This window comes from Polyangium sp. y55x31 (genome assembly GCF_029946505.1).
Lineage (GTDB): Bacteria > Myxococcota_A > Polyangia > Polyangiales > Polyangiaceae > Polyangium.
The window spans coordinates 68,577-92,088 of sequence record NZ_JARZHG010000040.1; the positions used below are offsets into that span (position 1 = coordinate 68,577).

General features: G+C 66.8%; 22 protein-coding genes and 29 tRNA genes. 46 read left to right on the forward strand and 5 right to left on the reverse strand.

Features of this window, described 5'->3' with window-relative positions:
• Positions 1–3 precede the first annotated feature (3 nt).
• The 35 genes from QHF84_RS41430 (at position 4) to QHF84_RS41600 (ending at position 7,096) form a co-directional block, all read left to right on the forward strand.
• Positions 4–159, forward strand: coding sequence for a hypothetical protein (locus QHF84_RS41430; RefSeq protein ID WP_281319115.1), 156 nt, complete (start codon positions 4–6; stop codon positions 157–159).
• Positions 150–222 (forward strand) — tRNA-Lys (locus QHF84_RS41435). Before QHF84_RS41430 ends, QHF84_RS41435 begins: the two co-directional genes overlap by 10 nt.
• Before the next feature lie 216 nt (positions 223–438).
• Positions 439–514 (forward strand) — tRNA-Gln (locus QHF84_RS41440).
• Positions 515–629: 115 nt separating this feature from the next.
• Positions 630–800, forward strand: coding sequence for a hypothetical protein (locus QHF84_RS41445; RefSeq protein ID WP_281319116.1), 171 nt, complete (start codon positions 630–632; stop codon positions 798–800).
• 105 nt (positions 801–905) lie between these two features.
• Positions 906–981: transfer RNA gene (locus QHF84_RS41450), tRNA-Gln, on the forward strand.
• 118 nt (positions 982–1,099) lie between these two features.
• Positions 1,100–1,258, forward strand: coding sequence for a hypothetical protein (locus QHF84_RS41455; protein WP_281319117.1), 159 nt, complete (start codon positions 1,100–1,102; stop codon positions 1,256–1,258).
• Between the two features lie 95 nt (positions 1,259–1,353).
• Positions 1,354–1,432 (forward strand) — tRNA-Tyr (locus tag QHF84_RS41460).
• A 58-nt stretch (positions 1,433–1,490) separates the two neighbouring features.
• A tRNA-Lys gene (locus tag QHF84_RS41465) sits at positions 1,491–1,561 on the forward strand.
• Positions 1,562–1,657: 96 nt separating this feature from the next.
• Positions 1,658–1,733 (forward strand) — tRNA-Asn (locus QHF84_RS41470).
• 6 nt (positions 1,734–1,739) lie between these two features.
• Positions 1,740–1,812 (forward strand) — tRNA-Thr (locus tag QHF84_RS41475).
• Between the two features lie 82 nt (positions 1,813–1,894).
• Positions 1,895–1,967, forward strand: a tRNA-His gene (locus QHF84_RS41480).
• 138 nt (positions 1,968–2,105) lie between these two features.
• Positions 2,106–3,767: a TROVE domain-containing protein gene (locus QHF84_RS41485; RefSeq protein ID WP_281319118.1), complete on the forward strand. Its 1,662-nt coding sequence runs from the start codon at positions 2,106–2,108 to the stop codon at positions 3,765–3,767.
• Between the two features lie 59 nt (positions 3,768–3,826).
• A tRNA-Asp gene (locus tag QHF84_RS41490) sits at positions 3,827–3,900 on the forward strand.
• Positions 3,901–3,990: 90 nt separating this feature from the next.
• A tRNA-OTHER gene (locus QHF84_RS41495) sits at positions 3,991–4,115 on the forward strand.
• Positions 4,116–4,130: 15 nt separating this feature from the next.
• A tRNA-Ala gene (locus tag QHF84_RS41500) sits at positions 4,131–4,201 on the forward strand.
• A gap of 78 nt (positions 4,202–4,279) precedes the next feature.
• Positions 4,280–4,353, forward strand: a tRNA-Ala gene (locus QHF84_RS41505).
• Positions 4,354–4,362: 9 nt separating this feature from the next.
• A tRNA-Asp gene (locus QHF84_RS41510) sits at positions 4,363–4,434 on the forward strand.
• 9 nt (positions 4,435–4,443) lie between these two features.
• Positions 4,444–4,517 (forward strand) — tRNA-Ala (locus QHF84_RS41515).
• 6 nt (positions 4,518–4,523) lie between these two features.
• Positions 4,524–4,594, forward strand: a tRNA-Gly gene (locus QHF84_RS41520).
• A 5-nt stretch (positions 4,595–4,599) separates the two neighbouring features.
• Positions 4,600–4,676 (forward strand) — tRNA-Glu (locus tag QHF84_RS41525).
• A gap of 11 nt (positions 4,677–4,687) precedes the next feature.
• Positions 4,688–4,758: transfer RNA gene (locus QHF84_RS41530), tRNA-Gly, on the forward strand.
• Positions 4,759–4,763: 5 nt separating this feature from the next.
• Positions 4,764–4,837 (forward strand) — tRNA-Glu (locus QHF84_RS41535).
• Positions 4,838–4,882: 45 nt separating this feature from the next.
• Positions 4,883–4,954: transfer RNA gene (locus QHF84_RS41540), tRNA-Arg, on the forward strand.
• Between the two features lie 88 nt (positions 4,955–5,042).
• A tRNA-Pro gene (locus QHF84_RS41545) sits at positions 5,043–5,119 on the forward strand.
• 1 nt (position 5,120) lies between these two features.
• A tRNA-Leu gene (locus QHF84_RS41550) sits at positions 5,121–5,194 on the forward strand.
• 5 nt (positions 5,195–5,199) lie between these two features.
• A tRNA-Leu gene (locus QHF84_RS41555) sits at positions 5,200–5,284 on the forward strand.
• Position 5,285: 1 nt separating this feature from the next.
• Positions 5,286–5,359: transfer RNA gene (locus tag QHF84_RS41560), tRNA-Pro, on the forward strand.
• 16 nt (positions 5,360–5,375) lie between these two features.
• A tRNA-Pro gene (locus QHF84_RS41565) sits at positions 5,376–5,453 on the forward strand.
• A 125-nt stretch (positions 5,454–5,578) separates the two neighbouring features.
• Positions 5,579–5,660: transfer RNA gene (locus tag QHF84_RS41570), tRNA-Leu, on the forward strand.
• Between the two features lie 5 nt (positions 5,661–5,665).
• Positions 5,666–5,750 (forward strand) — tRNA-Leu (locus tag QHF84_RS41575).
• A gap of 10 nt (positions 5,751–5,760) precedes the next feature.
• Positions 5,761–5,833: transfer RNA gene (locus QHF84_RS41580), tRNA-Leu, on the forward strand.
• A 59-nt stretch (positions 5,834–5,892) separates the two neighbouring features.
• A complete protein-coding gene (locus QHF84_RS41585) occupies positions 5,893–6,408 on the forward strand; it encodes an HNH endonuclease (RefSeq protein ID WP_272426726.1) in 516 nt (171 codons plus the stop codon).
• A gap of 122 nt (positions 6,409–6,530) precedes the next feature.
• The gene (locus QHF84_RS41590) at positions 6,531–6,770 is read left to right on the forward strand and encodes a hypothetical protein (protein WP_281319119.1); all 240 of its coding nucleotides are present in this window, start codon (positions 6,531–6,533) and stop codon (positions 6,768–6,770) included.
• A 63-nt stretch (positions 6,771–6,833) separates the two neighbouring features.
• A tRNA-Ser gene (locus QHF84_RS41595) sits at positions 6,834–6,919 on the forward strand.
• A gap of 94 nt (positions 6,920–7,013) precedes the next feature.
• Positions 7,014–7,096: transfer RNA gene (locus QHF84_RS41600), tRNA-Ser, on the forward strand.
• A gap of 102 nt (positions 7,097–7,198) precedes the next feature.
• Here QHF84_RS41600 and QHF84_RS41605 read toward each other — a convergent pair.
• Positions 7,199–8,194, reverse strand: coding sequence for a hypothetical protein (locus QHF84_RS41605; protein WP_281319142.1), 996 nt, complete (start codon positions 8,192–8,194; stop codon positions 7,199–7,201).
• A gap of 95 nt (positions 8,195–8,289) precedes the next feature.
• Here QHF84_RS41605 and QHF84_RS41610 point away from each other — a divergent pair, with 95 nt between their 5' ends.
• Together QHF84_RS41610 and QHF84_RS41615 are read left to right on the forward strand one after the other, a co-directional pair.
• Positions 8,290–9,354, forward strand: a complete 1,065-nt coding sequence (locus QHF84_RS41610; protein WP_281319120.1) for a hypothetical protein — start codon at positions 8,290–8,292, stop codon at positions 9,352–9,354.
• A gap of 14 nt (positions 9,355–9,368) precedes the next feature.
• Entirely contained in the window at positions 9,369–10,634 is a 1,266-nt protein-coding gene (locus QHF84_RS41615; protein ID WP_281319121.1) for a hypothetical protein, read from the forward strand.
• Here QHF84_RS41615 and QHF84_RS41620 read toward each other — a convergent pair.
• Entirely contained in the window at positions 10,618–11,916 is a 1,299-nt protein-coding gene (locus tag QHF84_RS41620) for a pyridoxal phosphate-dependent aminotransferase (RefSeq protein WP_348652922.1), read from the reverse strand. The genes QHF84_RS41615 and QHF84_RS41620 overlap by 17 nt on opposite strands.
• A 79-nt stretch (positions 11,917–11,995) precedes the next feature.
• Positions 11,996–13,936, reverse strand: coding sequence for a hypothetical protein (locus QHF84_RS41625; RefSeq protein WP_281319123.1), 1,941 nt, complete (start codon positions 13,934–13,936; stop codon positions 11,996–11,998).
• A 353-nt stretch (positions 13,937–14,289) separates the two neighbouring features.
• Here QHF84_RS41625 and QHF84_RS41630 point away from each other — a divergent pair, with 353 nt between their 5' ends.
• From QHF84_RS41630 to tssD, 6 genes are all read left to right on the forward strand, one after another.
• Entirely contained in the window at positions 14,290–14,865 is a 576-nt protein-coding gene (locus QHF84_RS41630; RefSeq protein ID WP_281319124.1) for a hypothetical protein, read from the forward strand.
• A gap of 569 nt (positions 14,866–15,434) precedes the next feature.
• Positions 15,435–15,980 carry a hypothetical protein gene (locus QHF84_RS41635; protein WP_281319125.1) on the forward strand — a complete coding sequence of 182 codons (546 nt, stop codon included), beginning with the start codon at positions 15,435–15,437 and terminating at the stop codon, positions 15,978–15,980.
• Entirely contained in the window at positions 15,980–16,702 is a 723-nt protein-coding gene (locus tag QHF84_RS41640; protein WP_281319126.1) for a hypothetical protein, read from the forward strand. Before QHF84_RS41635 ends, QHF84_RS41640 begins: the two co-directional genes overlap by 1 nt.
• Positions 16,699–17,613, forward strand: coding sequence for an isoaspartyl peptidase/L-asparaginase (locus QHF84_RS41645; protein ID WP_281319127.1), 915 nt, complete (start codon positions 16,699–16,701; stop codon positions 17,611–17,613). Before QHF84_RS41640 ends, QHF84_RS41645 begins: the two co-directional genes overlap by 4 nt.
• A 439-nt stretch (positions 17,614–18,052) precedes the next feature.
• Positions 18,053–18,556, forward strand: a complete 504-nt coding sequence (locus QHF84_RS41650; RefSeq protein WP_281319128.1) for an Hcp family type VI secretion system effector — start codon at positions 18,053–18,055, stop codon at positions 18,554–18,556.
• A 123-nt stretch (positions 18,557–18,679) separates the two neighbouring features.
• Positions 18,680–19,165 carry a type VI secretion system tube protein TssD gene (gene tssD, locus QHF84_RS41655; RefSeq protein ID WP_281319129.1) on the forward strand — a complete coding sequence of 162 codons (486 nt, stop codon included), beginning with the start codon at positions 18,680–18,682 and terminating at the stop codon, positions 19,163–19,165.
• 57 nt (positions 19,166–19,222) lie between these two features.
• Here the strand turns inward: tssD and QHF84_RS41660 are convergent, their stop codons facing one another.
• The gene (locus QHF84_RS41660; RefSeq protein ID WP_281319130.1) at positions 19,223–19,987 is read right to left on the reverse strand and encodes a crotonase/enoyl-CoA hydratase family protein; all 765 of its coding nucleotides are present in this window, start codon (positions 19,985–19,987) and stop codon (positions 19,223–19,225) included.
• Between the two features lie 74 nt (positions 19,988–20,061).
• Between QHF84_RS41660 and QHF84_RS41665 the strand changes: the two genes are divergently transcribed.
• The 3 genes from QHF84_RS41665 to QHF84_RS41675 are packed head-to-tail and all read left to right on the forward strand — an operon-like array spanning position 20,062 to position 22,837.
• Positions 20,062–21,255: an acyl-CoA dehydrogenase family protein gene (locus QHF84_RS41665; RefSeq protein ID WP_281319131.1), complete on the forward strand. Its 1,194-nt coding sequence runs from the start codon at positions 20,062–20,064 to the stop codon at positions 21,253–21,255.
• A gap of 6 nt (positions 21,256–21,261) precedes the next feature.
• Positions 21,262–21,591 carry a hypothetical protein gene (locus tag QHF84_RS41670; protein WP_281319132.1) on the forward strand — a complete coding sequence of 110 codons (330 nt, stop codon included), beginning with the start codon at positions 21,262–21,264 and terminating at the stop codon, positions 21,589–21,591.
• 43 nt (positions 21,592–21,634) lie between these two features.
• On the forward strand, positions 21,635–22,837 hold the full coding sequence (locus QHF84_RS41675) for a hypothetical protein (RefSeq protein WP_281319133.1): 1,203 nt from the start codon (positions 21,635–21,637) through the stop codon (positions 22,835–22,837).
• A gap of 1 nt (position 22,838) precedes the next feature.
• Here QHF84_RS41675 and QHF84_RS41680 read toward each other — a convergent pair whose 3' ends face one another.
• On the reverse strand, positions 22,839–23,420 hold the full coding sequence (locus QHF84_RS41680) for a hypothetical protein (protein ID WP_281319134.1): 582 nt from the start codon (positions 23,418–23,420) through the stop codon (positions 22,839–22,841).
• Positions 23,421–23,512: the final 92 nt, after the last annotated feature.

Genomic DNA, 23,512 nt, shown 5'->3' on the forward strand with positions numbered 1-23,512 from the left:
ATCGTGAGGGCGCGTGACGCGCTCCGGGGCAGGCGTGTATCGATTGCATTCGCGTCGATTGCGCGCGCGTGTCGGGGCCGTGGTGTGTCCTCGGTGGGGGATTGCATCGACGTGGATGCGATGACGCCCGAGGTGTATTCGCAGTACGCGGATCCGTAGTCTCAATGGTAGAGCAGCCGCCTTTTAAGCGGAAGTGTGGAGGTTCGAGTCCTCCCGGATCCACCTCCTTATATAGAGAGAAAGTTCGGTGGTTCATTTCGAGGCGAACGGGGTTGGAAAGATGCGAAAATAAAATCGACGAGCCATCAAAACATTTCCTTGCCTCGAACGTCGAAATGGATGTACAACGAAACGCGAGGGGACGGGGAAGGGGCAGGCGGCAGGGGGAGTGCGCTCCGCGTGAGCGCGCGGGATGAGCTCTCTCGCAGGCTGCCGAGCGGATCCGTAGCTCAATGGGCAGAGCGCCCGCCTTTGAAGCGGAAGCGTGGAGGTTCGAGACCTCCCGGATCCTCCATGGCTGCGTGAATGCGTGGCTGATGAAGTGACGAAAATATAATCGACGGGTCGACGAATAAAATGGTTGACCGAACGTCGAAATGAATGTAGAGAAGCCGGGCGAGGGAATGACGATGGGCAAGCATCTGTATCTCGAGAGCACGAAGGGCGACGCCGGCGAGCTGCCGGGCGCAGGCCTTTCCGGGTTCTCGGGCCTGCAGAGCCCTTCGCGCGATCAGGCGGCGAGCGAATCGTGCTCGACGGCGAATCGTGGTCTCGAGCCTCTCGATACGGGTGGATCTTAGGATCGTCACGGTGTGACGTGTCCGAGGAGGCCGCCCGGGAAACCTGGCGGCCTTCGTCGTTTTTGCGCATCGAGCGCGACGGCGTGGACGCGGGGGCGTGGTTTTGGATCCGTAGCTCAATGGGCAGAGCGTCCGCTTCTGAAGCGGAAGCGTGGAGGTTCGAGGCCTCCCGGATCCTCCATCTGCCGAATGCGATCGTGATGGCGGCAGACGATGAAATAAAATCGACGGGACGGCGAATAAAATGGTTGGCCCGAACGTCGAAATGAAGTAAATATAGGCGGGGCGAGGGAATGGCGATGGGCAAGCATCTGAACAACGAGGACGTGAAGGGGAACGCCGGCGAGCTGCCGGGCGCGGACCCGAGCGACCTCCTGCGGAGCCCTTCGCGGTATCATGCGGCCAAGGAATCGAGCTTGGTGCGTGGTCTCGAGCCTCTCGATACGGGTGGATCTTAGGATCGTCACGACGTGACGCGTCCGAGGAGGCCGCCCGGGAAACCCCTGGCGGCCTTCTTCGTTTTGGATCACCGGGGGGAACGAAAAGAAAGTTCGTGGACGCTGGGCATCGGCGAGCCCAAATGGCTGTAAACCATCCGCGTTTGCTTGGAGGTTCGACTCCTCCCGTCCACACCGGCGCGTGAAACCACGCGCATGAGGAGACGTGCGCGCGAAGAGCGCCGTCTGCTTCGGATTCGTAGCTCAAGGGTAGAGCAGCCGCCTCTTAAGCGGCAGGCGAGGGTTCGATCCCCTCCGGATCCACGACGCATCCCACCTCTCCGGAGGCGGGACTCGTTCTATGACAATCGATTCCGATGAAACAACGCGATGCCGCAGGGGCACGTCGCCCCTGCGCGTTTCAACGTAGCTCAACCGGAAGAGCACTCGCCTGTTAAGCGAGGAGATGGGGGTTCGAAGCCCTCCGTTGGAGCCATCGGTTGCCCTCGTTGCTCGATGGTCGAGCGCCCTGCTTCGTATCCAGGGTCTGCCCGGTTCGATTCCGGGCGAGGGCTCCGCTTCTCGCGGTGGTGGGGTCGCCGTGCTCCTTGAAACGGGCCCGGCGGCCCCACCACCCATCCCCCCGTGTTCATTGTGTGGGCGTTACTCATCTGGCTGAAGAGGGCAGGTCGTGACCCTGCGCAGGCGGGTTCGATTCCCGTACGCCCAACCGAGGGACGGGTCGGACGATCTCGGTTATCCAACTCCAAATTGGTGCAAAAGCACCGAGATCCAAACGCTCATCCGTCGCTCCATCTCTTGCTTCGTCTTTTCTTTCACTCGCCCGCAGCGCGGGCCGGAGGTTCCCATGGCCAACTACATCCAGCACTTCGCCGCGCTGTTCACCCGGCAAAAGGAAAAGGCGCGGCCCGACCAGGTCGAAAACTTCGCAGGCGGCTTCGTCTTCGAGCTCGACGACTGGGCCCGCCTCGACCGGTGGCTCGTCCTCGGCTGCGAGGGCGGCACCTACTACGCGACCGAGCGCGCCTTGACGCAGGACAATGCGCGCGCCGTGAGCCGTTGCCTCGACGCGGACGGCGAGCGGACGGTGCGGCGGATCGTCGAGATCAGCCGCTCGGGCCGCGCGCCCAAGAACGAGCCCGCGATCTTCGCCCTCGCAATGGCCGCGGGGCACGCCCGCCCCGAGGTCCGCAAGTCCGCGCTCGCGGCCTTGCCCGAGGTTTGTCGCACTGGAACGGATCTCTTCCACTTCGCGCGAGCGGTGGAGGGCTTCCGGCGCTGGGGCCGCGGCCTCCGGAGCGCGATCGGCGCATGGTACCAGGGCAAGCGCCCCGATGAATTGGCCTACCAGGCCGTGAAATACCGGCAGCGGGATGGTTGGAGCCACAAGGACCTCTTGCGGCTCTCGCACCCGACGCCCGTCACGGCCGAGCACGGCGCGATGTATCGCTGGATCGTCGGCGGTATGGATGCCGTGAAAAACGAGGGAGCCAAGGGCGGCGCGCTCGACCCCGAGAAGCTGCCGGCCCTCGTGCGGGCCTTCGAGGAGGCCAAGGACGCGCCGCGCGAGCGGCTCGTCACGCTCGTGCGCGAGCAGCGGCTCACGCACGAAATGGTGCCCACGGAGTGGAAGAACGACCCTGCCGTGTGGGAAGCGCTGCTCCCCCACATGCCGCAGACGGCGATGCTCCGGAACCTCGGCAAGATGACCGCCGTCGGATTGCTCGCGCCCATGAGCGCGGCCGCGAGGCTCGTGGCCAGCCGTCTCACGGACGTCGAGCGGCTCCGGCGGGCCCGGATTCACCCGGTGAGCGTTCTCTCCGCGCTGCGCGTTTATGCGCAAGGGCGGGGCGAGCGTGCCCAGAAGCGCGAAAACGCGCTCACCTGGGAGCCGGTGCGCGAGATCGTGGACGCCTTGGACGAGGCGTTTTACCTCGCATTCCGGTCGATCGAGCCGACGGGAAAGAAGCACCTGCTCGCCCTCGACGTATCGGGCTCGATGGATTCGGGCACGATCGCGGGGATCCCGGGCCTCACGCCCCGGGTCGCGAGCGCGGCCATGGCGATGGCGACGGCGCGTATCGAGCCGTCGTTCGGCACCCTGGCCTTCGCCTCCGCGGGCGGCGCATTCGCCTCTCGTGGTGTCTCGGGCGTCATGTCCTTGCCGCTGTCGCCGAAGCAACGCCTCGACGACGTGGTCGGCATGGTGAGTGGATTGCCCTTCGGCGGCACGGACTGCGCGCTGCCGATGATCTGGGCTCAGAAGAACAAGGTCGAGGTCGACACGTTCGTCGTCTACACGGACAGCGAGACCTGGGCGGGTGAGATTCATCCATTCCAGGCGCTCCGCGATTACCGTCAGGCGATGGGCCGTCCCGCAAAGCTCGTCGTGGTCGGCATGACCTCCACGGGCTTCACGATTGCCGATCCGCAGGACCCCGGCATGCTGGACGTCGTGGGCTTCGACGCGGCCGCACCACAGGTGATGGCCGATTTCTCGAGGGCCTGAAATTGCAGTCGAAGGGACGAAGGGGCGCGTGCCTCCACACGCGCCTCCTCGCCCGGTTTGCTCCCGAATGCACTCTGGTGATGCAGCCTGATTGTCGATCAGGTGAGGGCGGGTTCGATTCCCCCCGGGGGCGCTGGGACAATCGTCGTGTACACCCGTCATCAAACCCTCGCCCGGGGGCCGGGCCGAACGATGATGGTTATCGCAATTGTCCCACGTTTTTGCCGTCGTAGCTCAGTGGTAAGAGCACCTTGCGTCCTTTCTCGACAAACTCGCCCGGGTCGGGCCGGCAGAGAAAGGTTAACGATCTCCTCGAGGCGGTTGCGGGTTCGAGTCCCGTCGGCGGCGCAGATTTCACGGTTCGGGGTGATGGTTCAACGGAAGAACACTGCCCTTGCACGGCAGGGATCGGGGTTCGAGTCCCCGTCATTCCACTCGTTCGCAGGAGCCGTTCGGAGACACCATGGCCATGAGCGGGAGGGCCAGGCGGTATCTCTGGGCGGCTCCCCTCTGGGGTCGTAGCTCAATTGGGCAGAGCACCTGGCTGGCAGTCAGGGGGTTGCCGGTTCGAATCCGGCCTTCTCCACTCTCGTTTGCCCTCGTATGCATCTGGTGAGGCAGCCCGATTGTCGATCGGGCGAGGGGAGTTCGATCCTCCTCGGGGGCGCCTTCGAATGGGGTGATGGTTCAACCTGGGTAGAACACTGCCCTCGCACGGCAGAGATCGGGGTTCGAATCCCCGTCATTCCACGAATTGCGGTGGTGGTTCAAAGGTAGAATCCGAGTGTGCCATACTCGGGATGGGAGTTCGATTCTCCCTCACCGCGCTCATGCACCCGTATTGCTAGTGGGTCAGGCGGCTGGACTTTCACTCCAGTGACGCGGGTTCGATTCCCGCCGGGTGCGCCAGTGACGAAAATGCGGTGGTGGTTCAAAGGTAGAATCCGAGTGTCCCATACTCGGGGTGGGAGTTCGACTCTCCCTCACCGCGCTCATGCACCTGTATTGCTAGTGGGTCAGGCAGCCAGACTCTCAATCTGGTGACGCGGGTTCGATTCCCGCCGGGTGCGCAAATACGCCGAGGGGGTGAGCTGCTGACTCGCCCCCTCTTTCTTCTCCCTGTCCTGGCGGCCAGGCGTCGGTCTACGAAGCCGACTGGCGAGGTTCGACTCCTCGCAGGGAGACCATGCCCTCGTCCTGCCGGCATTGCAGGCGCGAGCCTCCGAAGCTCGACGTTCCAGGTTCGACTCCTGGCGAGGGTATGTCCGAATTCATCTGGGTGTGGCTCAACCTGGTAGAGCGCCGGCTCGGGGTGCCGGAGACCGGGGGTTCGAATCCCCCCACCCAGACCATGTCCACGTGGCGTAACGGGCAAACGCAGCGGTCTTAGAAACCGTTTCTTGGGGGTTCGAATCCCTCCGTGGATACTCATGTCATCGTGGCGGAATGGCATACGTAGCAGGCTGAGATCCTGTGCTCGCAAGGGCGTGTGGGTTCGACTCCCACCGATGACACCATCTGGGTGTGGCTCAATCTGGTAGAGCGCCGGCTTTGGGAGCCGGAGACTGAGGGTTCGAATCCCTCCACCCAGACTTGCACGCGAATCATCTGGGTGTGGCTCAATCTGGCTAGAGCACCGGCGTCGGGAGCCGGGGATTGGGGGTTCGAATCCCTCCACCCAGACCATCCTGGTTCATGGCGCTGTCCCTCCAGGAGAGACAGCAGCCATACACCGGGGTAGTCCCGAACGAAACGAAGTGGAGTGAGGGGCGTAGGGGGAGCCCCATCGAGGGCTCCCCCTCCACAAAAATGTCCATGTGGCGAAACTGGCAAACGCAGCGGTCTCAGATACCGTGCCGAGAGGCATTGAGGGTTCGATTCCCTCCGTGGACACTCATGTCGTCGTGACGGAATGGCATACGTGACAGGCTGAGGTCCTGTGCCCGCAAGGGCGTGTGGGTTCGAGTCCCACCGACGACACCAGCATCCCGCTGCTCGGGTGACGAAATGGCAAACGTGGCCAGCTCAAACCTGGTCGATTGGGGGTTCGAATCCCCCTCCGAGCACCGGACATCTGCAGTTGGAGAAAGCGATGAAGAAGAAGAGGTAGACGGAGAGGTGGATCATGACCGCGCAAACATTGCTGCTCACGCCCTGGATGGTGCCACATCAGGTCATCTCCTGGCAGACCGCCGTGACCCTGAGCTTTCTGGGTAAGGTGGAGGTGCTCGAGACGTACGACGACGAAATTCGTTCGCCCACGATGACCATTCGCGCGCCGGCCGTCGTCCGGCTCAAGCGCCATGGGAATTCGCACAAGCGTGGCGTCAAGTTCTCCCGCACGAACGTGTTCGTGCGTGACGACTTTCGCTGCCAGTACTGCGGCGTCCAGAAGGACGCGGGCGAGCTCACGTACGACCACGTCCTGCCGCGCGTGCAGGGTGGCCGGACGGTCTGGGAGAACATCGTCGCGTCTTGCCAGAGCTGCAATGCGAAGAAGCGCGGTCGCACCCCGGAGCAGGCGGGCATGAAGCTTCTGAAGAAGCCCGAGAAGCCCCGGTGGTTGCCCGCGGCCCCCGTCATCCGGCTCGGCGCTCGCAGGATCCCCGACATCTGGGTGCATTACTGCGCTGCAAGCTGAGGTTCTTCCCGCGTTTCGCGGCTGAGCCCGGGTCTCATCTGGAGCCGCTTCCCCGGGGCGCTGCCCCGGGCGAAGCGCGCCCGCGGGACCTTTTTTGACCAACCCTCACGGAGGAGATACTCGTGACGCTCGATACGAATCAATTCGAGGGCGTTCGGATTCGTTTGCCCATGGAGTCTGCAGCCGTCGCTGCAGTCGTGCTCGTTGGTGTCCTGTTGCTCGCGATCGCCTCGCGGATCGTCGAGGCGAACGGGGCTTCGTCGCCGGCAGGCGCGCGCTCGATGAGCGCGGCGCCGGCTTCCAATGAGCCCGACTCGGCGCGGTTGCTCGCGGATCGAGGACGCCCTGGGCGCCGGTTCTGAGCATGACCATCCAACCCTCTAACATCACCCCCCCGCGGCGCTGCGGCGCCGAGAGGGGGATCTGGAAGAAGATCTGGTCAGGGACCAGGCCTGTTTGGAAAACAGTGCGCGCCTTTTGCGGGCGTGAGGTTCGAGTCCTCCTTCTTCCGCCGTGGAGAGCATTCCGGGTGTGGACCCGGCGCCGTTTTGAACACGGAGGGCAGCCTCGCTGCGGGGTTCGACTCCTCTGCTCTCTACCATTCTGGAAGACGAACTGATCAGGGATCAGACCTGTTTCGAAAACAGTGGGCACCTACGGGTGTGGGGTTCGAGTCCTCCGTCTTCCGCCGATTGTATCTGGAAGCGAGAATCGGCCGTGGGGCCGAGCCCGTTTGCTACTCGGTGCGTGCCATTGGCATGGTGTTCGACTCACCCCGCTTCCGCCGAGATCACTTCGATGGCTCGAGATCCTCGAGCCCCGAGAATACGAGCACCTTCATGCCTTCCTCCCCGAACGGCTCCTCTCGGCGTTCGGCCGCGAGGCTCCACAATGCGGAGAGGCGTGGCCCCGTGCCGCCCCGCGCGTCGCGCAGGCTGGCTGCCTTCGTGATCCAACCGCCGCCGCCCGGGTTTTTCCGGACGACCTCCACGAGCGCGGGGTTGAGCGCGGAGAGGAACAGCCTGGTCGCGTCCAGCATCGGCGTCGACTCGCCGTCGTCGTCGTCCTTGTGCGCGTAGGGTTTTTCGAGATCGGAGTTCGCGAGGAGCTGGTCGACCGCCTCGATCGCCATTTGGCGCTCGTTTTCCACGATGACGGCCGGCGCGTCGAGCTCCTTCAATCGACGGAGACGGTTTCTCCGGTTCACGATACGCCGGTATGCGTCGTTGAGCGTGCGGCCGAAGCTCGCGAGGACCAGGGACTCCTTCACGGTCGCCGCGCGCAAGGGGGCGGCGATCACGGGGATCGACCACCAGACGAGCTCGTTTGGGGACCAACCATTGACCCGCCGCCCCGCGGCCTCGGCCTCGCCGACGCGCGCGAGCAGCGCGGCGGGGTCCTTGGAGCAAAGCTCGAAGAGCTCCTGCTCGGTCATATCGAGGAGCGGCGCCAGCAATCGCCGCGCGGGCCAGGGGACCACGGGATCGACCATCGCGATGTGCGCGTATCGGCGGAGATCTGGCGGGTCCCCGAAGAGCTTCGGACACAGGAGCCCGCCCACTTCGAGCTTCCGTGTGCGGAAGTTCAGCGTCTCCGGACGCTCGACGTCACCGGCCGACCACGACGGCGTGCGCTCGGAGGCCCAGGTCTCGAGGGAGAGATCGAGCGTCCGGCCGCCGAGCGTGATGCGCAGCCCGAGGACGCGTCCGAGCGCGCGGAGGCGCTGGAAGATCAGCGAAGAGGGCAGGTCCATCGACACGGTCACGGTGGCGGGTTCGTCGCGCATGAAGCTCGCTGTTTGCGTCATTCGACATCGTGCGTCAATGGCCGACGTCCGCCCGAGGCTTCCGTCGGGGGCGCTTTCCATGGTAAGAACGGCTCGTGATACGCAGCCTTCTCAGCACGGCGGCCTCGCGTTTCGATACCGCCGTGGGCGGGGCCTTGCTCCTCCGGCGCAGCCGGCCCAAGGGGCAGCCGGATCCCGAGGCGCTCGGCCACGCAGCGCGCATGGAAGCGCTCGCCGAGCTCCGGCGCATCTACGACCGGCCCGAGCATTACGATCGGGGGTTTTTCCCGACACCCGCGCCGATCACGCCGTCCATCACGCGCGTGCGACCGATGGGCGGGACCGAGCCCGGCACGGTGCTGGATCTGACGTGGCCGAGCGGGTTCACGCCGCTCGCCGCGGACGTCCGCGAACGGTATCTCTCGCACGAGGCGAATGCCACGGCGGCGGCGCGCCTCTTTCTGCATGCGGGGCCTGCGCGGCCGGCGGCCATTCTGATTCACGGATACCGTTGCGGCCAGTATCGCCTCGAAGAGCGGATCTGGCCCGTGCAATGGCTCTACGATCGCGGCCTCGACGTCGCGCTTTTCGTGCTGCCATTCCACGCCGTTCGCTCGCACGAAGCGTCGCCGCGTTTTCCCGGCAGTGATCCGCGCGTCACGAACGAAGGCTTCCGTCAGACCGTGCTCGATCTGCGCGCGCTCGTCTCGTTCCTGCGGGATCGCGGCTCCGAGGCCGTGGGCGTCATGGGCATGAGCCTCGGCGGATATTCGACGAGCTTGCTTTCGACCGTCGATGATCACGTCGCCTTCGCGGTCCCGATCATTCCGCTCGCTTCGATTGCCGACGTCGCGCGGTCGGCGGGGCGGTTCGTGGGCAGCCCCGAGGAGCAGCGCCGCCAGTACGAGGAGCTCGACGCCGTGCACCACGTCGTGAGCCCGTTCGCGCGGCCCTCGCGGGTCTCTTCGGATCGGGTGCTCGTCCTCGCGGCGAGCGAGGACAAGATCACCCCCGTGGATCACGCGCGCCGGCTCGCCGCGCATTTCAATGCGCCGCTCGAGACGTTCCATGGCGGCCACCTGCTCCAGTTTGGCCGGGCAGACGCCTTCCGCGCCGTGGGGCGCATGCTCGGGCGTCTGGGGCTCCTTTCGCGGCGGTAGGAGGGCGAAAGGCGATGAGCGATGCGCGCCCGCCCGTGGTCTTCAAGGGCGTCACCGTGTACGAGCGCAGGTTGCAGCTCGCGCGATGGTTCGGCTGGGCGGCTTTCGTATCGGCGTTCGCGCCGCCCATCGTCGCCCTGACGCTCCAGGCGTTGTTCGACGTCCTTCCCATCGTGTGGTTCCTGGAGGTCGCGCGCGTCCTCGCTTCCTCGTGGATCTACTTTCTTTTGCTCTGCCCCGCCCTGGTCGTCGTCAGTGGTACGATCGCGCGGCCCACGAGGTTCGGCTGGCGTGAACTCACCCGGATGGAGCTCGGTCCGAGCGGAATCTCGTTCCGCAACAAGGAATACGAGCGGCGCATCGCGCGCAGCGAGATCACGGACGCCTTGGTCCAATGCGACCCGAGCGACGGCATCGAAGTGCACCTCGTGGGAGGCAATGTCCTCACGATCCACCTGCTGGACGAGGAGCATGCGCGCGCCGCGGTGGATGCGCTCGGCTTCGCCGCGGGCGAGCGCCGCGTCACGATCCGGCTGGCCTCGTCGCAACGAATGGTGACGGCTGGATGCGTGGGGCTTGCCGTCAGCTTTTTCGTGGTCGGCCTGTTCATCTTCATGCTCGATATCGCCCACCTGGAGGGCCGCGTGCTCGGCTTTGCGCTCGTGATGGGCACGGCGGCGTCGACCCTGCTCACCGTGCGCGCGGGGAAGCCCCCCGAGATCGTCGTGGGCACGGACGGCGTGCTCGTGCGACGCCCGTTCTCGAAGACATACTTTCCGTATTCGTCCCTCGATCACCTGGAGGTGGACGGGGATCGATTGCGGTTGTTCCCGAAAAAACCGGATGACGCCACGCTGCAGCTGAAAGGGGAGCCCGAGCTCGTCACCGCGGCGGCAAGCCGGATCGAGGAGGCGCGCGCGGCAGGAGGGGCCAGCGCCTTGCAAACGCGCGTCCGCGAGCTTTTGGATCGAAAAGGCAGGAGCCTCGCCGAATGGCGGAACGCCCTGACCGGGCTGATCCAGGGCGGCGATTATCGAAACGCGATGATCACGGAGGACGCGCTGCTCGCCGTGCTCGAAGATCCTGCCGAGGATCGGGACCGCAGGCTCGGAGCCGCGATGCTCCTGCGTGTGGCCGCGCCCGAGGCGGCGCCGCGCATTCGTATCGCCGCCGAGACGAGCGCCGACGACGAGCTCCGCGCCGCGCTCGAGCGTGCCGCCGAGGAGGAGCTCGACGACGCCACACTCGAACGGGCGCTCCGCGTCACGCGTGGCTCTTGATCATCTTTTCGAGCCGGCCGAGCGCGCGCGTCAGCGACTCCTCGCCGGGGCCGAACGAGAATCGCACGTGGTGCCGGAACCGCGAGGCCCGATGCGCCCTTCGTTTGCCCGGGTTCACGTCGAAGAACTCGCCCGGCACCACGATCACGCGATGCTCGAGGGCGGCCCGGAAAAACGAGTGCCCGTCGTTCAGGCCCGGCGGCAGATCCGCGACCGAGCCGAAGCAATAAAACGTCCCCTCGGGCGCCACGTCGACCTGGATCCCGAGCTTCCGGAGGCCCTCCAGCATGAGGTCGCGCTTCTTCGAGAACGTCCGCTGAATGGCCGCCGTCTCGGCCCGCACGTGCTCCATGTCGAGCAGGGGCACGGCCGCGCGTTGCATCGGCTTCGAGCCGCCGCCGTCGAGGAAGCTGCCCGCGCTCGCCACCGCGTCGATCACCTCGCGCGGGCCCACGGTCCAGGTCACGCGCCAGCCCGGGTATCGCCAGTTCTTGGTCAATCCATCGAAAATGACGACCGGATCCTGATCGACGTCCTCCACGTACCGCGCCGCGCTCTCCATCGGCGCCGGCCCGCCGAGGCCGTAGACGTAATGCGAGTAGAACTCGTCGAAGAGCATCGTGCAATCGAGGTCGCGCGCGGTGCCGACCCACGCGGCGAGCTCCTCGCCCCGGACGTGCTTGCCCGTCGGATTGCACGGGTTCGACGTGAGGATCGCGCCGAGGCCGCGGCCCTGGATCTCCCGCCGGAGATCGCCGACCGAGAACGCATACCCGCGCTCGCTCTCGAGGAGGATCGGAATGGGCGAGAAGAGGCGGAAGACGTCGAGCAGCTCCTCGTACGCCGTGTAATCGGGGAGGAAATGGCCGAGGTTGATCTGGCCGAGGGCCGCGGCCGCGCGCGTGAGCGAGGCGCGCCCGCCGCCCGAGACGCTCACGTTCTCGGCGCTGTACCGCGAGGGCATGCCCCGCCGGTAGGCGCGATTGTAGAAATCGGCGATGGCCTCGCGCAATTCCCACAGGCCGGCGACGGGCGCGTATTCTTGATCGTCGCCGGCGATCGTCACGGCCTCGCAGCGCGGCGGCGCGCCCGGCAGCGGGCCGGTCTCGGGCTGGCCCTGGCCGAGGTTGCACCAGGCGTCTTCGCCCGCGTCCACGCCCGGGCGATAGCCGTGCTTCGTGGCCTCGCCCATCACGTAGATCACGCCCGTCCGCGGCACCTTGCGAAATGCGCCGAGGGATTTCTCTTCGTTCGGCCCCCGCAGAATGGGCTCGCTGCGCATCTTCGGCGCCGGAGCGGCCTCGGTTTCGGCGGGCGGGGGCGTGTCGATCGTGTCGTTCGTGCTCATGGCGATGAATCCGTCAGGCCTTGGCAGGGGGCGTCGCGTCGGGCTCGTCTTGGAGGGGGACGATCTTCGGCTCCAGCGTCTTCGGCATGAGCGCGAGGAAGAGGCCGAGGCAGAAGGCGAGCGAGATCAGGGTGAGCGCGGTGTATTTGTCGTCGTTCCAGTAAGAGCTGATCCACACGAACTGGCTCAGCGCCGCGAGGCCGAAGAGCGGGGCCTCGAAATCCCTCCGCACCTTCGTGAGCGGCGCGGTGAGGATCATGAACGAGTAGTAATAGCAGGTGAGCTGGGACAGGAGGATCATCCAGATCTGCCCGAGGCACTGCGCGACCCAGAGGTTCTTGATCCGGCGCTGCACGTAGATGCTCAGCGCGAGCGTGAGGCCGATGATCAGGTACGCGACGATCTTGTACTTCTTGTACCGCTCGTTGCGCATGTTCTTCCAGGTCTCGAAGGGGTCGATGAGCTTGACGTCCTTCGTGAACTTCATGCGCCCGGAGGCCTTGCTCGCGGCCTCCTTGTAATGGAACACGTCGCTGATCTTCTGGACCGTGTCCGGGCTCATGAGGCCCCGGGCCTTGAGCCGCTCCGAAATGGGCGTGAGCGCCTCGCCGATCTGCGAGATCGCCTGCGCCTTCATGTCGTGCGCGATGATGACGCGCAGGCCCATGTGGTTCGTGAGCGGGGTCTGGTCGTGCACCTCGAGCGTGTGCTTGTAGAAATCGTGATACGAGCGCGGGCCGGAGACCGCGAGGCTGAGCGGAATGAGCACCGCCGCCGCGGCCGTGCCGCCGAGGAGCATTTGCACCTGCTCGCCGGTCATCTTGCGCTTGCGCACGATCGTCCAGCCCACGGTCACGAGCAGGCCGACCACGCAGAGGCCGGGGAAGATACGCAGGAGCCCGGCATACACGAGCGAGGCGCCCGCGAGCTTCGGGTATTTCTTCCGGAGGAGGCAGACCGAGAGGACGAGGAAGAAGAGCCAGTCCTGCCGCAAGAACGCGCCGCCGGTCCAATAGAACGGCGCGGACGACTGGCAGCCCCAGAAGATCGCTCCCACCGCGAAGACGCGCCATCCGAACGCCCACCACAGAGCGACGAACATGGCCAGCGTGTATACGATGTCGAGGGCCGAGAGGAGCTGGCAGTACCACACGCTGGCCGGCTGCAATTCCGCGAAGAACCGGCCCATGATGGTCCACACGGGCGGCGGGTTGTACCCGTGGTCCTTCTGCATGTCCTCCCAGTAACCCTTGCCCGAGACGGCCCGGAAGAACTTCACGTCTTCCTTGAACTTCTCCCAGCGCTCCGGCGGGAAATGGTTCTTGCACGTCTCGCCGGGGTTCTCGAGGAACTGCGCGGCGGGCACGAGGAGGTTGTCGCCGCCGAGGTTCCGGATCTTCTTGTCCGGGTGGCGCACCTCCTTCGTCATGTCGATGCGCTCGACCCGGCCGTCCGTGTGCTTGTAATTGACGACGCCGAGCTCGTCCTGCGCGATGAGCGAACACTTGTAGAGGCCGTCGTACCCCATTTCTTTGAAGTACTTGGCCCCCATGTAATAATGGAATTGGTCCCATCGGTGGTAATACTGCGGGTATCCGAAGCGGAACCCGTTGAAGTAAGCCACGATGGCCGCGACGGCGAGCGTCACGCCGATGTACTTCTTCCAGCGCTCGGAGACCGGGCGCTTCATCGCAGCGCGGTGCTGCTCGTAGAAGACGCAGCCCGCCGCCCCGATGGCGAGCGCCGCCTTCATGATGTCGACGGTGCGGGCGTGGTCGTCGGTGAGCTTCGTGATCCCGAACGCGGCGAGCGCGGTCGTGCCGATCACCGCCAGGTACCGGAACCAGACGCGCACGCGCTCGTCGATGGACCGGTCCACGAACCACAGAAGGAAGAAGTAGAGGGCACTGACGAGGACGAGCAGAAATATCTGCGGGATGCTGAGCTGCTTCATTCGACGCTTCGTGCGAAAGGAGGTCCGCGCGCGCCGCCAAGGACGGCAGACGGCGAGAGCGGGCCGGACGTTCGGCGACACCTTAGGCGGACCTTGGCCGATTGCCTAGTGCGATGAGCCACGTCGTTTCACGCAGCGCGTCAGCCGCCCACGATCGCCCGCCGCAAACGGCGTTTCGCAGCGTCGTCGGGAGGCGCCCGAGGGGAGGAGCGGACAGGGCCGGAGCGCTCGCCGGAGGCCCCCGAGGAGAACCTGGAAGGGCCCGCCTTCCCGCCTCGGGCGGAGGCGAAAGAGGCGTGGAACACGCACGAAATCCCGCGCGCTCCGGTGTCTGGCTCGTGTATCGTCGGACCGTGGTCACGAAAGTGATTTCGCCATTCTTCGCGGTGGTGCCTGGGGGCAGCGGCAAGCCGTCGACGCGCGGTGATCAGAGCCCGCCGTCGCGGGTCGAGCGATCGGGTCGCGGCGAACGCGAGGAAGGGGAGATGGGCTTCGTGCTCTTGTCGGGCGACGCCGAGGGGCCGCTGCCCTGCAGGCTCGTGCTCGGCTTTCGCGAGGCGCTCTCGGCCGCCGAAGATCCGGCCGTGGCGATGCCCGCGCGGCTCGTGATCGTCGAGCCCGACGCGATGACCGACGACTGGCTCGCGCGCTGGTCCGAGGACGACGTGCAAGTGCGGCGCACGGTGACGATCTGCCGCACGCACGACGCGACGAAGGTGACGGCGGTCGTCACGCTCGCCTCGTACGGGCGTGGCACGGCGACGTCGCTCGCGGTCGAGTCGGTCACGCTCCCGCAGCGCCGTCGCATCGTGCGCAGCGGCGTGCATCCGAAGTCGTTCCTCGACGCGGTGCTGTCGCGTGTGCGGCAAGGTCAGGGCAGCGCGGGCGTCGCGAGCTTCGAGCCGACCGACCCGTCGCCCGGTGCGTAGAGCGTCGACACGAGAGAGCATCAAAGCAGCGCTCGAACGCCTGGTTTTCTCGCCATTCGCGGTTTGCGCCGCGGACGCTGAGATGGTAGGGTCGAAGCAGTACCGGAGGGATTCACGTCCGGGATTGGTCCTGCTGGGGAGCACCCTGGCGTCGGTACGAAACCACATCGTCGCGCCTCGAGCACGTCGATGCATCGAACGAACACCCACGCCTGCCGAGCGCGCGAGCGCAGGCTCGGCAACGGGGTGCCGGCAAGCCGGAGGAGGGATGGTCACCATGCAGAATACCCGTGGCTCTAACCCGGAGGCTTCGGGCTACTGACCATCACGAGGTGCTCGTAGCGGCGTAACACGTCGCGCGGCATCAGGTCCTCCGGCATGGAGGCGCCCTAGGTTGCGCCTCTTCACCGGCGGGCCGGGTCAGAGTTGGCCTCCGCCTGGATCTCGACATCGACGGGAGTCGACGCGGTATCCAGGCCAGGGATGTGGGGCCTGAGCGGGCCTGGGGTAAGACCCCTGGCCCGCTCTTTTTTTGTTCGCCGCGCGCGCGGCGCGCCACGCTCACGGCGATGTCTCTCTCCGTTGGAAAAACTCTCCTCGCCGGCCTCGCCGGGGCGCTCCTCGCCGGCTGCGGCGACGGCAAGGTCGATCCCCATCATCCCGGCGAGCTGCTCGGCACGTACGAGGTCTCGGCCACGCGCGAGACGACGACGTGCGGCGAGGGCGCGCTCGGCTCGCCCGCGACGTGGGAGTTCGAGGTGCGCCTCTCGCGCGGCGACGGCGTTCTTTACTGGGACAGCGGCGCCGAGGTCACCCCGGGGACGCTCGGCTCCGACGAACGACGTTTTTCCTTCGATACGAGCCTCGTCGTCGACATGCGCGCGGGCCAGATGCCGAGCAACTTGCCGCCCTGCACGATCGTGCGCGGCGATCGCGCCGAGGGGCTGCTCGACGAGGACGCGGGGGGTTTTTCGGGCGAGCTCGCGTATACGTTCACGCCGTCGCAAGGCTCGGACTGCGGGGATCTCGTGACGGGCCCGGCGCCGACCTTCGCCGCGCTGCCGTGCACGATGACGTACGTGCTCTTGGCCGAGCGAACCTCCGCGCCGCCCTGATGATCTCGGCCTACGACAGGAACCTCGCGCGCCGCGCGCTCGGGATCGCCGCGCTCGTCGGGTGCGTCGTGCTGCTCGTGGTGACGGCGACGGACGAGGGCGGCGGTTTTTCCAAAAGGGCGGCGCTCTGCGCGGCGCTCGCGCCGGCGGCGGGCGGGATCGGCGCGCTCGCGGCGGCGAGGATCGCACGCGCGCGGGGGGAGTCGCGCGCGCTCGAAGCGCTCGGCGCGGACCCGTTCCGCGTGATGCGCGGGGCCGTGCTCGGCGGGGCGATCGTCGCGGCGATCGGGCCCGCGCTCGTGCTCGCCGAGGTCGCCGATCTCGAACCACTCTTCCCGAGACCTGCGGCGCCGAGCGCCTGGATCGCCGAACCGGACGGGGGCATGCGCGACGCGATCCGCGGCACGAGGCTCGGGCCCGGCGGCGTGCTCGAGGTCGCTGCAAGATCTCCGGAGGCCTTTGCAGGAGCGCCGATCGGAGAGCGCCGCGCGGCCGTCGGCATTGCGCTCGTGATCCTCGCGGTCGCCGCGCCGCTCGTCGCCACGCGGGAAGGGGGTTCGTCCGGCCGCGCCGCGTTCGCCGCGCTCCTCGTCGTCGCCATGATCGCCGCGTTTCAGCTCGTCGCTGCGGGCCGCGCGCGTGCGTTCGTCGTGTGCATGCCGCCGCTCGTCCTGCTCGCGCATGCGCTCGTCTCGCGCTACCGTGCCGCCCCTCCCCGATGAGCGAACCGATCGTATCGCAGGGCGGATTCCTGGGCCGGTTCGGCGTGGTCGTGCACGGCGGCGCCGGCAACGTCAAACCCGAGCGGCGCGCGAAACACGCCGAAGGCTGCCTCCGCGCCGCGCGCGCGGGCCTCGAGGTGCTGCGGCAAGGCGGCAGCGCGCTCGACGCCGTGGAGCGCGCGGCGCGCGTGCTCGAGGACGACACGCTCTTCAACGCGGGCACGGGCGCATGCCTCGACGAGGAGGGGCGCGTCGCGCACGACGCTTCGATCATGGAGGGGCGCGGCCTCGCCGCCGGCGCGGTGTGCGATCTGCGCGGCTTTCCGAACCCGATCTCGATCGCGCGGGCCGCGCTCGACGATGGTCGCCACGTGCTTTATGCGTCCGAGGGCGCCGCGCGGTTCGCCCGCGCGCGTGGGTTCGTCCCGGTCGGGGACGAGGCGCTCGTCACGGAGGCGGCGCGCGAGGCGCTCGCGACGGCGCGAGAGGGCGCGACGCCGATGGGTTGGGCGGGCAATACGATCGGCGCGGTGGCGCTCGACGGCCATGGCCTGCTCGCGGCGGCGACGAGCACGGGCGGCATGGTGAACAAGCGCGTCGGGCGCGTCGGCGACTCGCCGATCATCGGCGCGGGCACGTATGCCGACGACGAGGCCGGCGCGGTGTCCACGACGGGCCACGGGGAGGGCATGATCCGCCTCTGCATCGCGCGCACGGCCGTCGAGCACATGCGCGGGGGCCTCGCCGCGGAGGAGGCGGTCCGCCGCTCGATCGAGCATTTGCGGACCCGGATCGGATCCACGGGCGGCGCGATCGCGATCGATCCGCGTGGAAACTACGGCCTCTCGCGCTCGACAGCGTCGATGTCGTGGGCCGCGACGTGGGCCGAAGGGGAAGCCTCGGGCTTCTAGATCCTGCGGTTCGGCGGGGCGATCGGCCCCGATGCACAACCGGCCCACGCCCGTCAATTCTTTTGCAACGAACGCCGGTCCGTCCCCTGCGTTTTCCCTGGATCCTTTGTAAATCCGAGGAGATCGACGCGGGGGCGTGGCCGGCTTTCGTTTTGTCGTCCTGGAAATATTACGCCTGTCATGCACGCGCGCCGGACGGGGGGAGAGCCGGGCAAAAAGAGGAGAGGGGGCGATTGAAGAAATGCTTGACGGCCGGGCAGAAAGACCGAACATACGGACCCACCACACGGTGACCTTCTCGGCTCCCGTGAGGTCGCGGGTTCGGCAACGGTCGAATCCGGTGAACCATCGTTCCCGAGGGGTGAGATATCTGCCAGCGCGCAATGGGGCGTAGACTGAGTCCAGGTAGATTGCCGACGAAGGAACAGGTCAGGTCAACATGGCTCTCAATGCGTATCTCCGTCTGAAGGGGCAGAAGCAGGGCGAGATCAAGGGCTCCGTGACCCAGAAGGGTCGCGAGAACAGCATCATGGTCATCGCGGTCTCGCACGAGATCATGAGCCCCCGCGACCCGGCGAGCGGCCTGCCGACCGGCAAGCGCATGCACAAGCCCTTCATCGTGACGAAGGAGCTCGATAAGTCGTCGCCGCTGCTCTACAGCGCGCTCGTGAACAACGAGAACATCTCGGAGTGGGAGCTCAAGCACTACACGCCGCAGGTGAAGGCGCAGCAGGGCGTGGGCACCGAGGTGAACCACTACACGGTGCGCCTGATCAACGCGAACATCGCGTCGGTCAACTTCCGCATGCCGAACAACCGGAACCCCGATCTCATGAAGTACGCCGAGTACGAGGAGATCGCGTTCACGTACCAGAAGATCATCTGGACGTGGACCGAGGGTGGCATCACGGCCGAGGACGACTGGGAGACGCCCCTCATGTGATGTTGGGCTAACGCCCAGCGAAATCAGCCGGGCGGCCAACGTGCCGCCCGGTTTTCGTTTGTCCGTAGGACGGGGGCAGAGTAAGCTCTTCGGGAATTGGTGCCCAGGCTGGATGGAACCCCCATGGCCCTGAACGCGCACTTGAGAATCGTCGCGGAAAAACAGGGCACAATCCTGGGCTCGGTGACGCAAAAGGGACGCGAAGGATCGATTCAGGTCATCGCGGCCATGCACGAGATCGTGAGCCCACGCGACCCGGCCAGCGGCCGTCCGACGGGCAAACGCGTGCACAAGCCGTTCGTCGTGACCAAGGTCCTCGATCGATCGTCGCCGCTGCTCTACGGCGTTCTCGCGAACAACGAGAACATCAAAAGCTTCGAGCTTCAGTTCTACACGCCGGACAAAACCGGCGTCGAGAAGCAGCACTTCACGGTGCGCCTCGAGAACGCGAACATCAGCTCGATCATCTACCGGATGCCGAACACGCGCGGCAAGGTCACGTCGCAGCTCCCCGAGCGGGAAGAGGTCGCGTTCACGTACCAGAAGATCGTTTGGACGTGGAATGAAGGCGGGATCTCAGCGGACGATGATTGGGAGACGCCTCGTTGACGATGGAGGCTCCGCTCCGCAAGCGGAGCTGTGCGCCTCATACCCCCCACGCAACGATTAGCTGACCGTGCCGCCGTGACGGCCGGCGCCCTGCGTGAAGCGGGTGGCGCCTTCGAAAGATTCTCCGCTCAATGCGTTGAGGCCGTGGCGGAGCTCGTTGCGTAATGCCTCCGCGAGGGGGAGATCGAACTGCTCATAGGCGCTCAGGCGGTCGCCGCGCATGCAGAGCTGCGGGAATGCGGCCAGCTCGTGCGCGAGCTTCTCGGCCGCCTCGCGCGCGCGGCCCTTGGGGACGACGCGGTTCGCGAGGCCGATGCGCAAAGCCTCCTCCGCGTCGATCGGCCGGCCCGTGAGGATGAGATCGAGCGCGCGGCCGAGCCCGATGAGGCGCGGCAAGCGGACCGTGCCGCCGTCGATGAGCGGTACGCCGAAGCGACGGCAAAACACGCCGAGGACTGCGTCCTCTTCGACGATCCGCAAATCACACCAGAGCGCGAGCTCGAGCCCGCCGGCGACGGCATGACCCGCGACGGAGGCGATCACCGGCTTTGGCAAAAGCATTCGCGTGGGGCCCATCGGCCCGTCGCCCTCCGCGTCGACGCGGTTCGGCGCGCCCGCGGCGATCGCCTTGAGATCCGCGCCGGCGCAGAACGTGCCGTGCTCGCCGTGCAGCACGCCGACGGACGCGTGCGGATCACGCTCGAAGGCGCGGAAGGCGTCGGCGAGCGCCTCGGCGGTGGCGCGGTCGACGGCGTTGCGGCTCAGCGGCCGGTCGAGGATGACGGTGGTGACGGGGCCCGATCGTTCGACGCGTACGCTCATGGAGCATGGTATGAAGCGAGCGGCGCGCGCCGCAAGGCCGCGGGCGAAACGCGACACGAACGGAGAAGGCGAGCATGAATTTCGATTTGGAGCCGGAAATCGCCGAGCTTCGGCAGAAGGTGCGGGCGTTCGTCGAGGCGCGCGTCGTCCCGAACGAGGCGAAGATCGTGGCCGAAGACCGCGCAGGAGCGCGCGAGACGTTGTCGCGTCTGCAAGCGGAGGCGAAGGCCGAGGGCCTGTGGGTGCCGCATTTGCCGCCGGCGTACGGCGGCCGCGGGCTCGGCATCATGGGCATGTGCGCGCTCTTCCGCGAGATGGGCCGCTCGCCCGTGGGCGCGAAGGTGTTCAACTGCGACGCGCCGAACCAGGGGAACATGGATCTCCTGCTCGGCGTGGGCACCGAGGCGATGAAGGAGCGGTACCTGCGCCCGCTCGCGGACGGCGTGATCACGAGCGCGTTTTGCATGACCGAACCCGCGCCCGGCGCCGGCGCGGATCCCTCGAATCTGCGCACGCGCGCGGAGCGCGACGGGAGCGGCTGGGTGATCACGGGACGCAAGTGGTATTCGACGGGCGGCCGGGACGCGTCGTTCCTCATCGTGATGGCGCGGACGAGCGACGATCCGAAGGGCGGGGCCACGATGTTCCTCGTGGATCGTAATGCCCCGGGTGTGGAGTACGTGCGCGACATCCCGACGATGTCCGAGCCGCTGCTCGATCACCGCGAGGGCGAGATCGCGTTCCACGGCGTGCGCGTGAGCGACGACGCGGTGCTCAAAGGCGTGGGTGACGGCTTCCGTCTCGCGCAGCAGAGGCTCGTGCCGGCGCGCCTCACCCATTGCATGCGCTGGCTCGGCCTCGCCGATCGCACGCTCTCGATGTGCAAGCAGTACCTCGTGACGCGCGAGAGCTTCGGCAAGAAGCTCGCGCAGCACCAGCTCATCCAGCAGAAGATCGCGCACCATGCGCTCGGGATCCACGCGGGCAACCTGATGACCTACCATTGCGCGTCGATGCTGGAGAAGGGGCTCGACAAGGAGTCGCGGCCGTACTCGTCGATGGCGAAGCTCCATGTGGCGCGGCTTCTCTGCGACGTGCTCGACGACGCGATCCAGATGCACGGCGGGCTCGGCTACAGCGAAGACGTGCCGTTCTCGGCCTGGTACCGGTATGCGCGGAGCGCGCGCATCGCGGACGGGCCGGACGAGGTGCACGAGGTCGTGATCGCCCGCGATTTCTTCACGCGCGGGCTCGAGCTCCTCGTGTAGGCAGGCATGACCGGCAAGAAAAAGCCTCTTTCGCCACGGGCGGCGCGCCGGGAAGCCGAGCGCGCCGCGGTCAAGCTCGCGCGGGATCGCGAGCGCCTCGCCTCGCTCGAGCCCGGCGGCTCGCCCGAGCGGCCGATCGAAATCACGAGCGCCTCCGAGGTCGAGGTCGCGGCGCGGGGGAAGCCTTGCGCGCGTTGTGGCGGCGAGGTGCGCGTCGACGAGCATCTCGCGGAGACGGTCGGGACGTCGCGGCTCCGTATCGCACGTGTCTTCTGCCCGGCGTGCGGCGCGCGGCGGTCGATTTACTTCCGTCTCGGCGCGGGTTTGCCCAATTGAGGCGCTCGGCCTGGCCTACACTCCACCGCTCGGAGGTGGGCTGATGAAAAACCGATCCTTCTCATCACTCTTGCTGGGCCTCGCGCCGCTTTTCCTCGCCGCGTGCGGGGGAGGGGAGACGGGCCCGGCGAATCCGGGCGGCGGGCCGAGCGCGGCTTGTGTCGCGCTCGGTTGCGCGGCGGATCAAAAGATCTGCGTCGAGGACGGGTCCGGCGCGCGTTGTGAGGGGTGCCCGAGCGGCGCGTATGCCGCGTCTTCCGGGAGCTGCGAAAAACTCTCCGGGACGCCGCTCGCGCATACCTTCGCCGAGTTCACGGTGGAGGCGGGCCAGGAGATCAAAGGGCTCTGCCAGAGCGTCACGCTCGGCAACGAGACCGAGATCTGGGTCAACGCGGTCGAGCTCCTGCAGAACGAGTCCTCGCACCATTCCAACTGGACGTTCGTCCCGGCGGACAAATTCGAGGGCCCGGACGGTGTCTGGAATTGCTCGACCCGGAATTACGATCAGGTCTCGGCCGCGCTCGCGGGCGGCGTCATTTACGCGCAATCGACGCAGACCGAGCGCGAGGTGCAGAAATTCCCGGACGGCGTGGCGGTCCGCATCCCGCCGTATTCACGCATCATCGGCGACGTGCACCTGCTCAACACGTCCCAGGCGCCCATCACGGGCACGCTCACGCTCACGCTGTATGGCATCCCGAAGGAGCAGGTAAAACACAAGCTCACCCCGTTCCACCTCGACTACCACGGCCTCGCGATCCCGCCGCACGCGAAATCACGCTTCTTCGGGGAATGCGCGATGGAAGGCCCGTTCGCGGCCTCGGGCAATACGTTCGACCAGAAGATCTATTACATCCTGCCGCACACCCACACGATGGCGAAGCGGTTTTTCCTGGAGATCATGGGCGGCCCGCGCGACGGCGAGACCATCCTGGAGCTTTCGGCCTACAACGGCGAGGCGCACGGCCGGGTCTACGAGAAGCCGATCGACATGACGGGCGCCGAGGGCTACCGCTTCGGCTGCGAGTACGACAATCCCCGCGACGAGACCGTGAACTGGGGTTTTGGTGATCAGGAAATGTGCGAGCTGCTCGGGTTCGCCGAATCGACCGTGGGCTTCGAGGCCGTGGTTTCATCGGCGCAGGAGGTCGGCACCGACGGTGATCTCCGGCTGTTTTCGGCCCCGTGCGTGACGTACGCCTTCCCGTGGGACCACGACAAACCGGGCGGCCCGCCGCCGCCCTGAGTCATTTCGCCGATTGCAGCATCGTCCGGAACGCGTCGCGCGCGGACTGCACGGTGTCGCTCGGGCCGGACATCTTGAAGAACCAGGTGCCACGATCCGGCGTCTTCACGGCCGCGCCGACGAGCCGGAAGTTCTCCTTCACCATCTGCATCGGCGGGCGCTTTTTCGGGCCCACCGGCGGGCCGAGCGCGATCTTGTAGGTCCCCGCGACCTCGACCGTCTCGACCTTGAGCGCGCCCACGTCGAAGCTCTCCCGTTTGGCCTCGGCCCCGACGTTCCCGTCGAACTGCTCGAACCACTCCTTGAACCGCTTCTCCGGATCCCCCGCGGCGCCCGTGCCGTAGAAGAAGACCTCGATGTCGGCCTCCTCCTTGTCGTCGCCGGTCTTCGTCACCTTGTAAGCGGCCTTTTTCGGCCCGCTCTTGGGCGGATCCTGCACCGTCCAGGCCGCGGGCGCGGTCCACGTGAGCGGGGCGATGGTGGTCGTCGCGGGACCCGCGGACGGGGGCGGGTCGGGCTCCGCGGGGCTCTTGGAGCAGGCGGCGAGCGAGAGGACGAGGAGGGTAGCGTACCGGGAAACCATGATAGACGTCGAAGGGGGCGCCTGGCCCATGGCTACACCATCCCGGGGAGATGCGCACGTCCTGTAAGTCCTCCGGGGGGGTCATCCGTAGG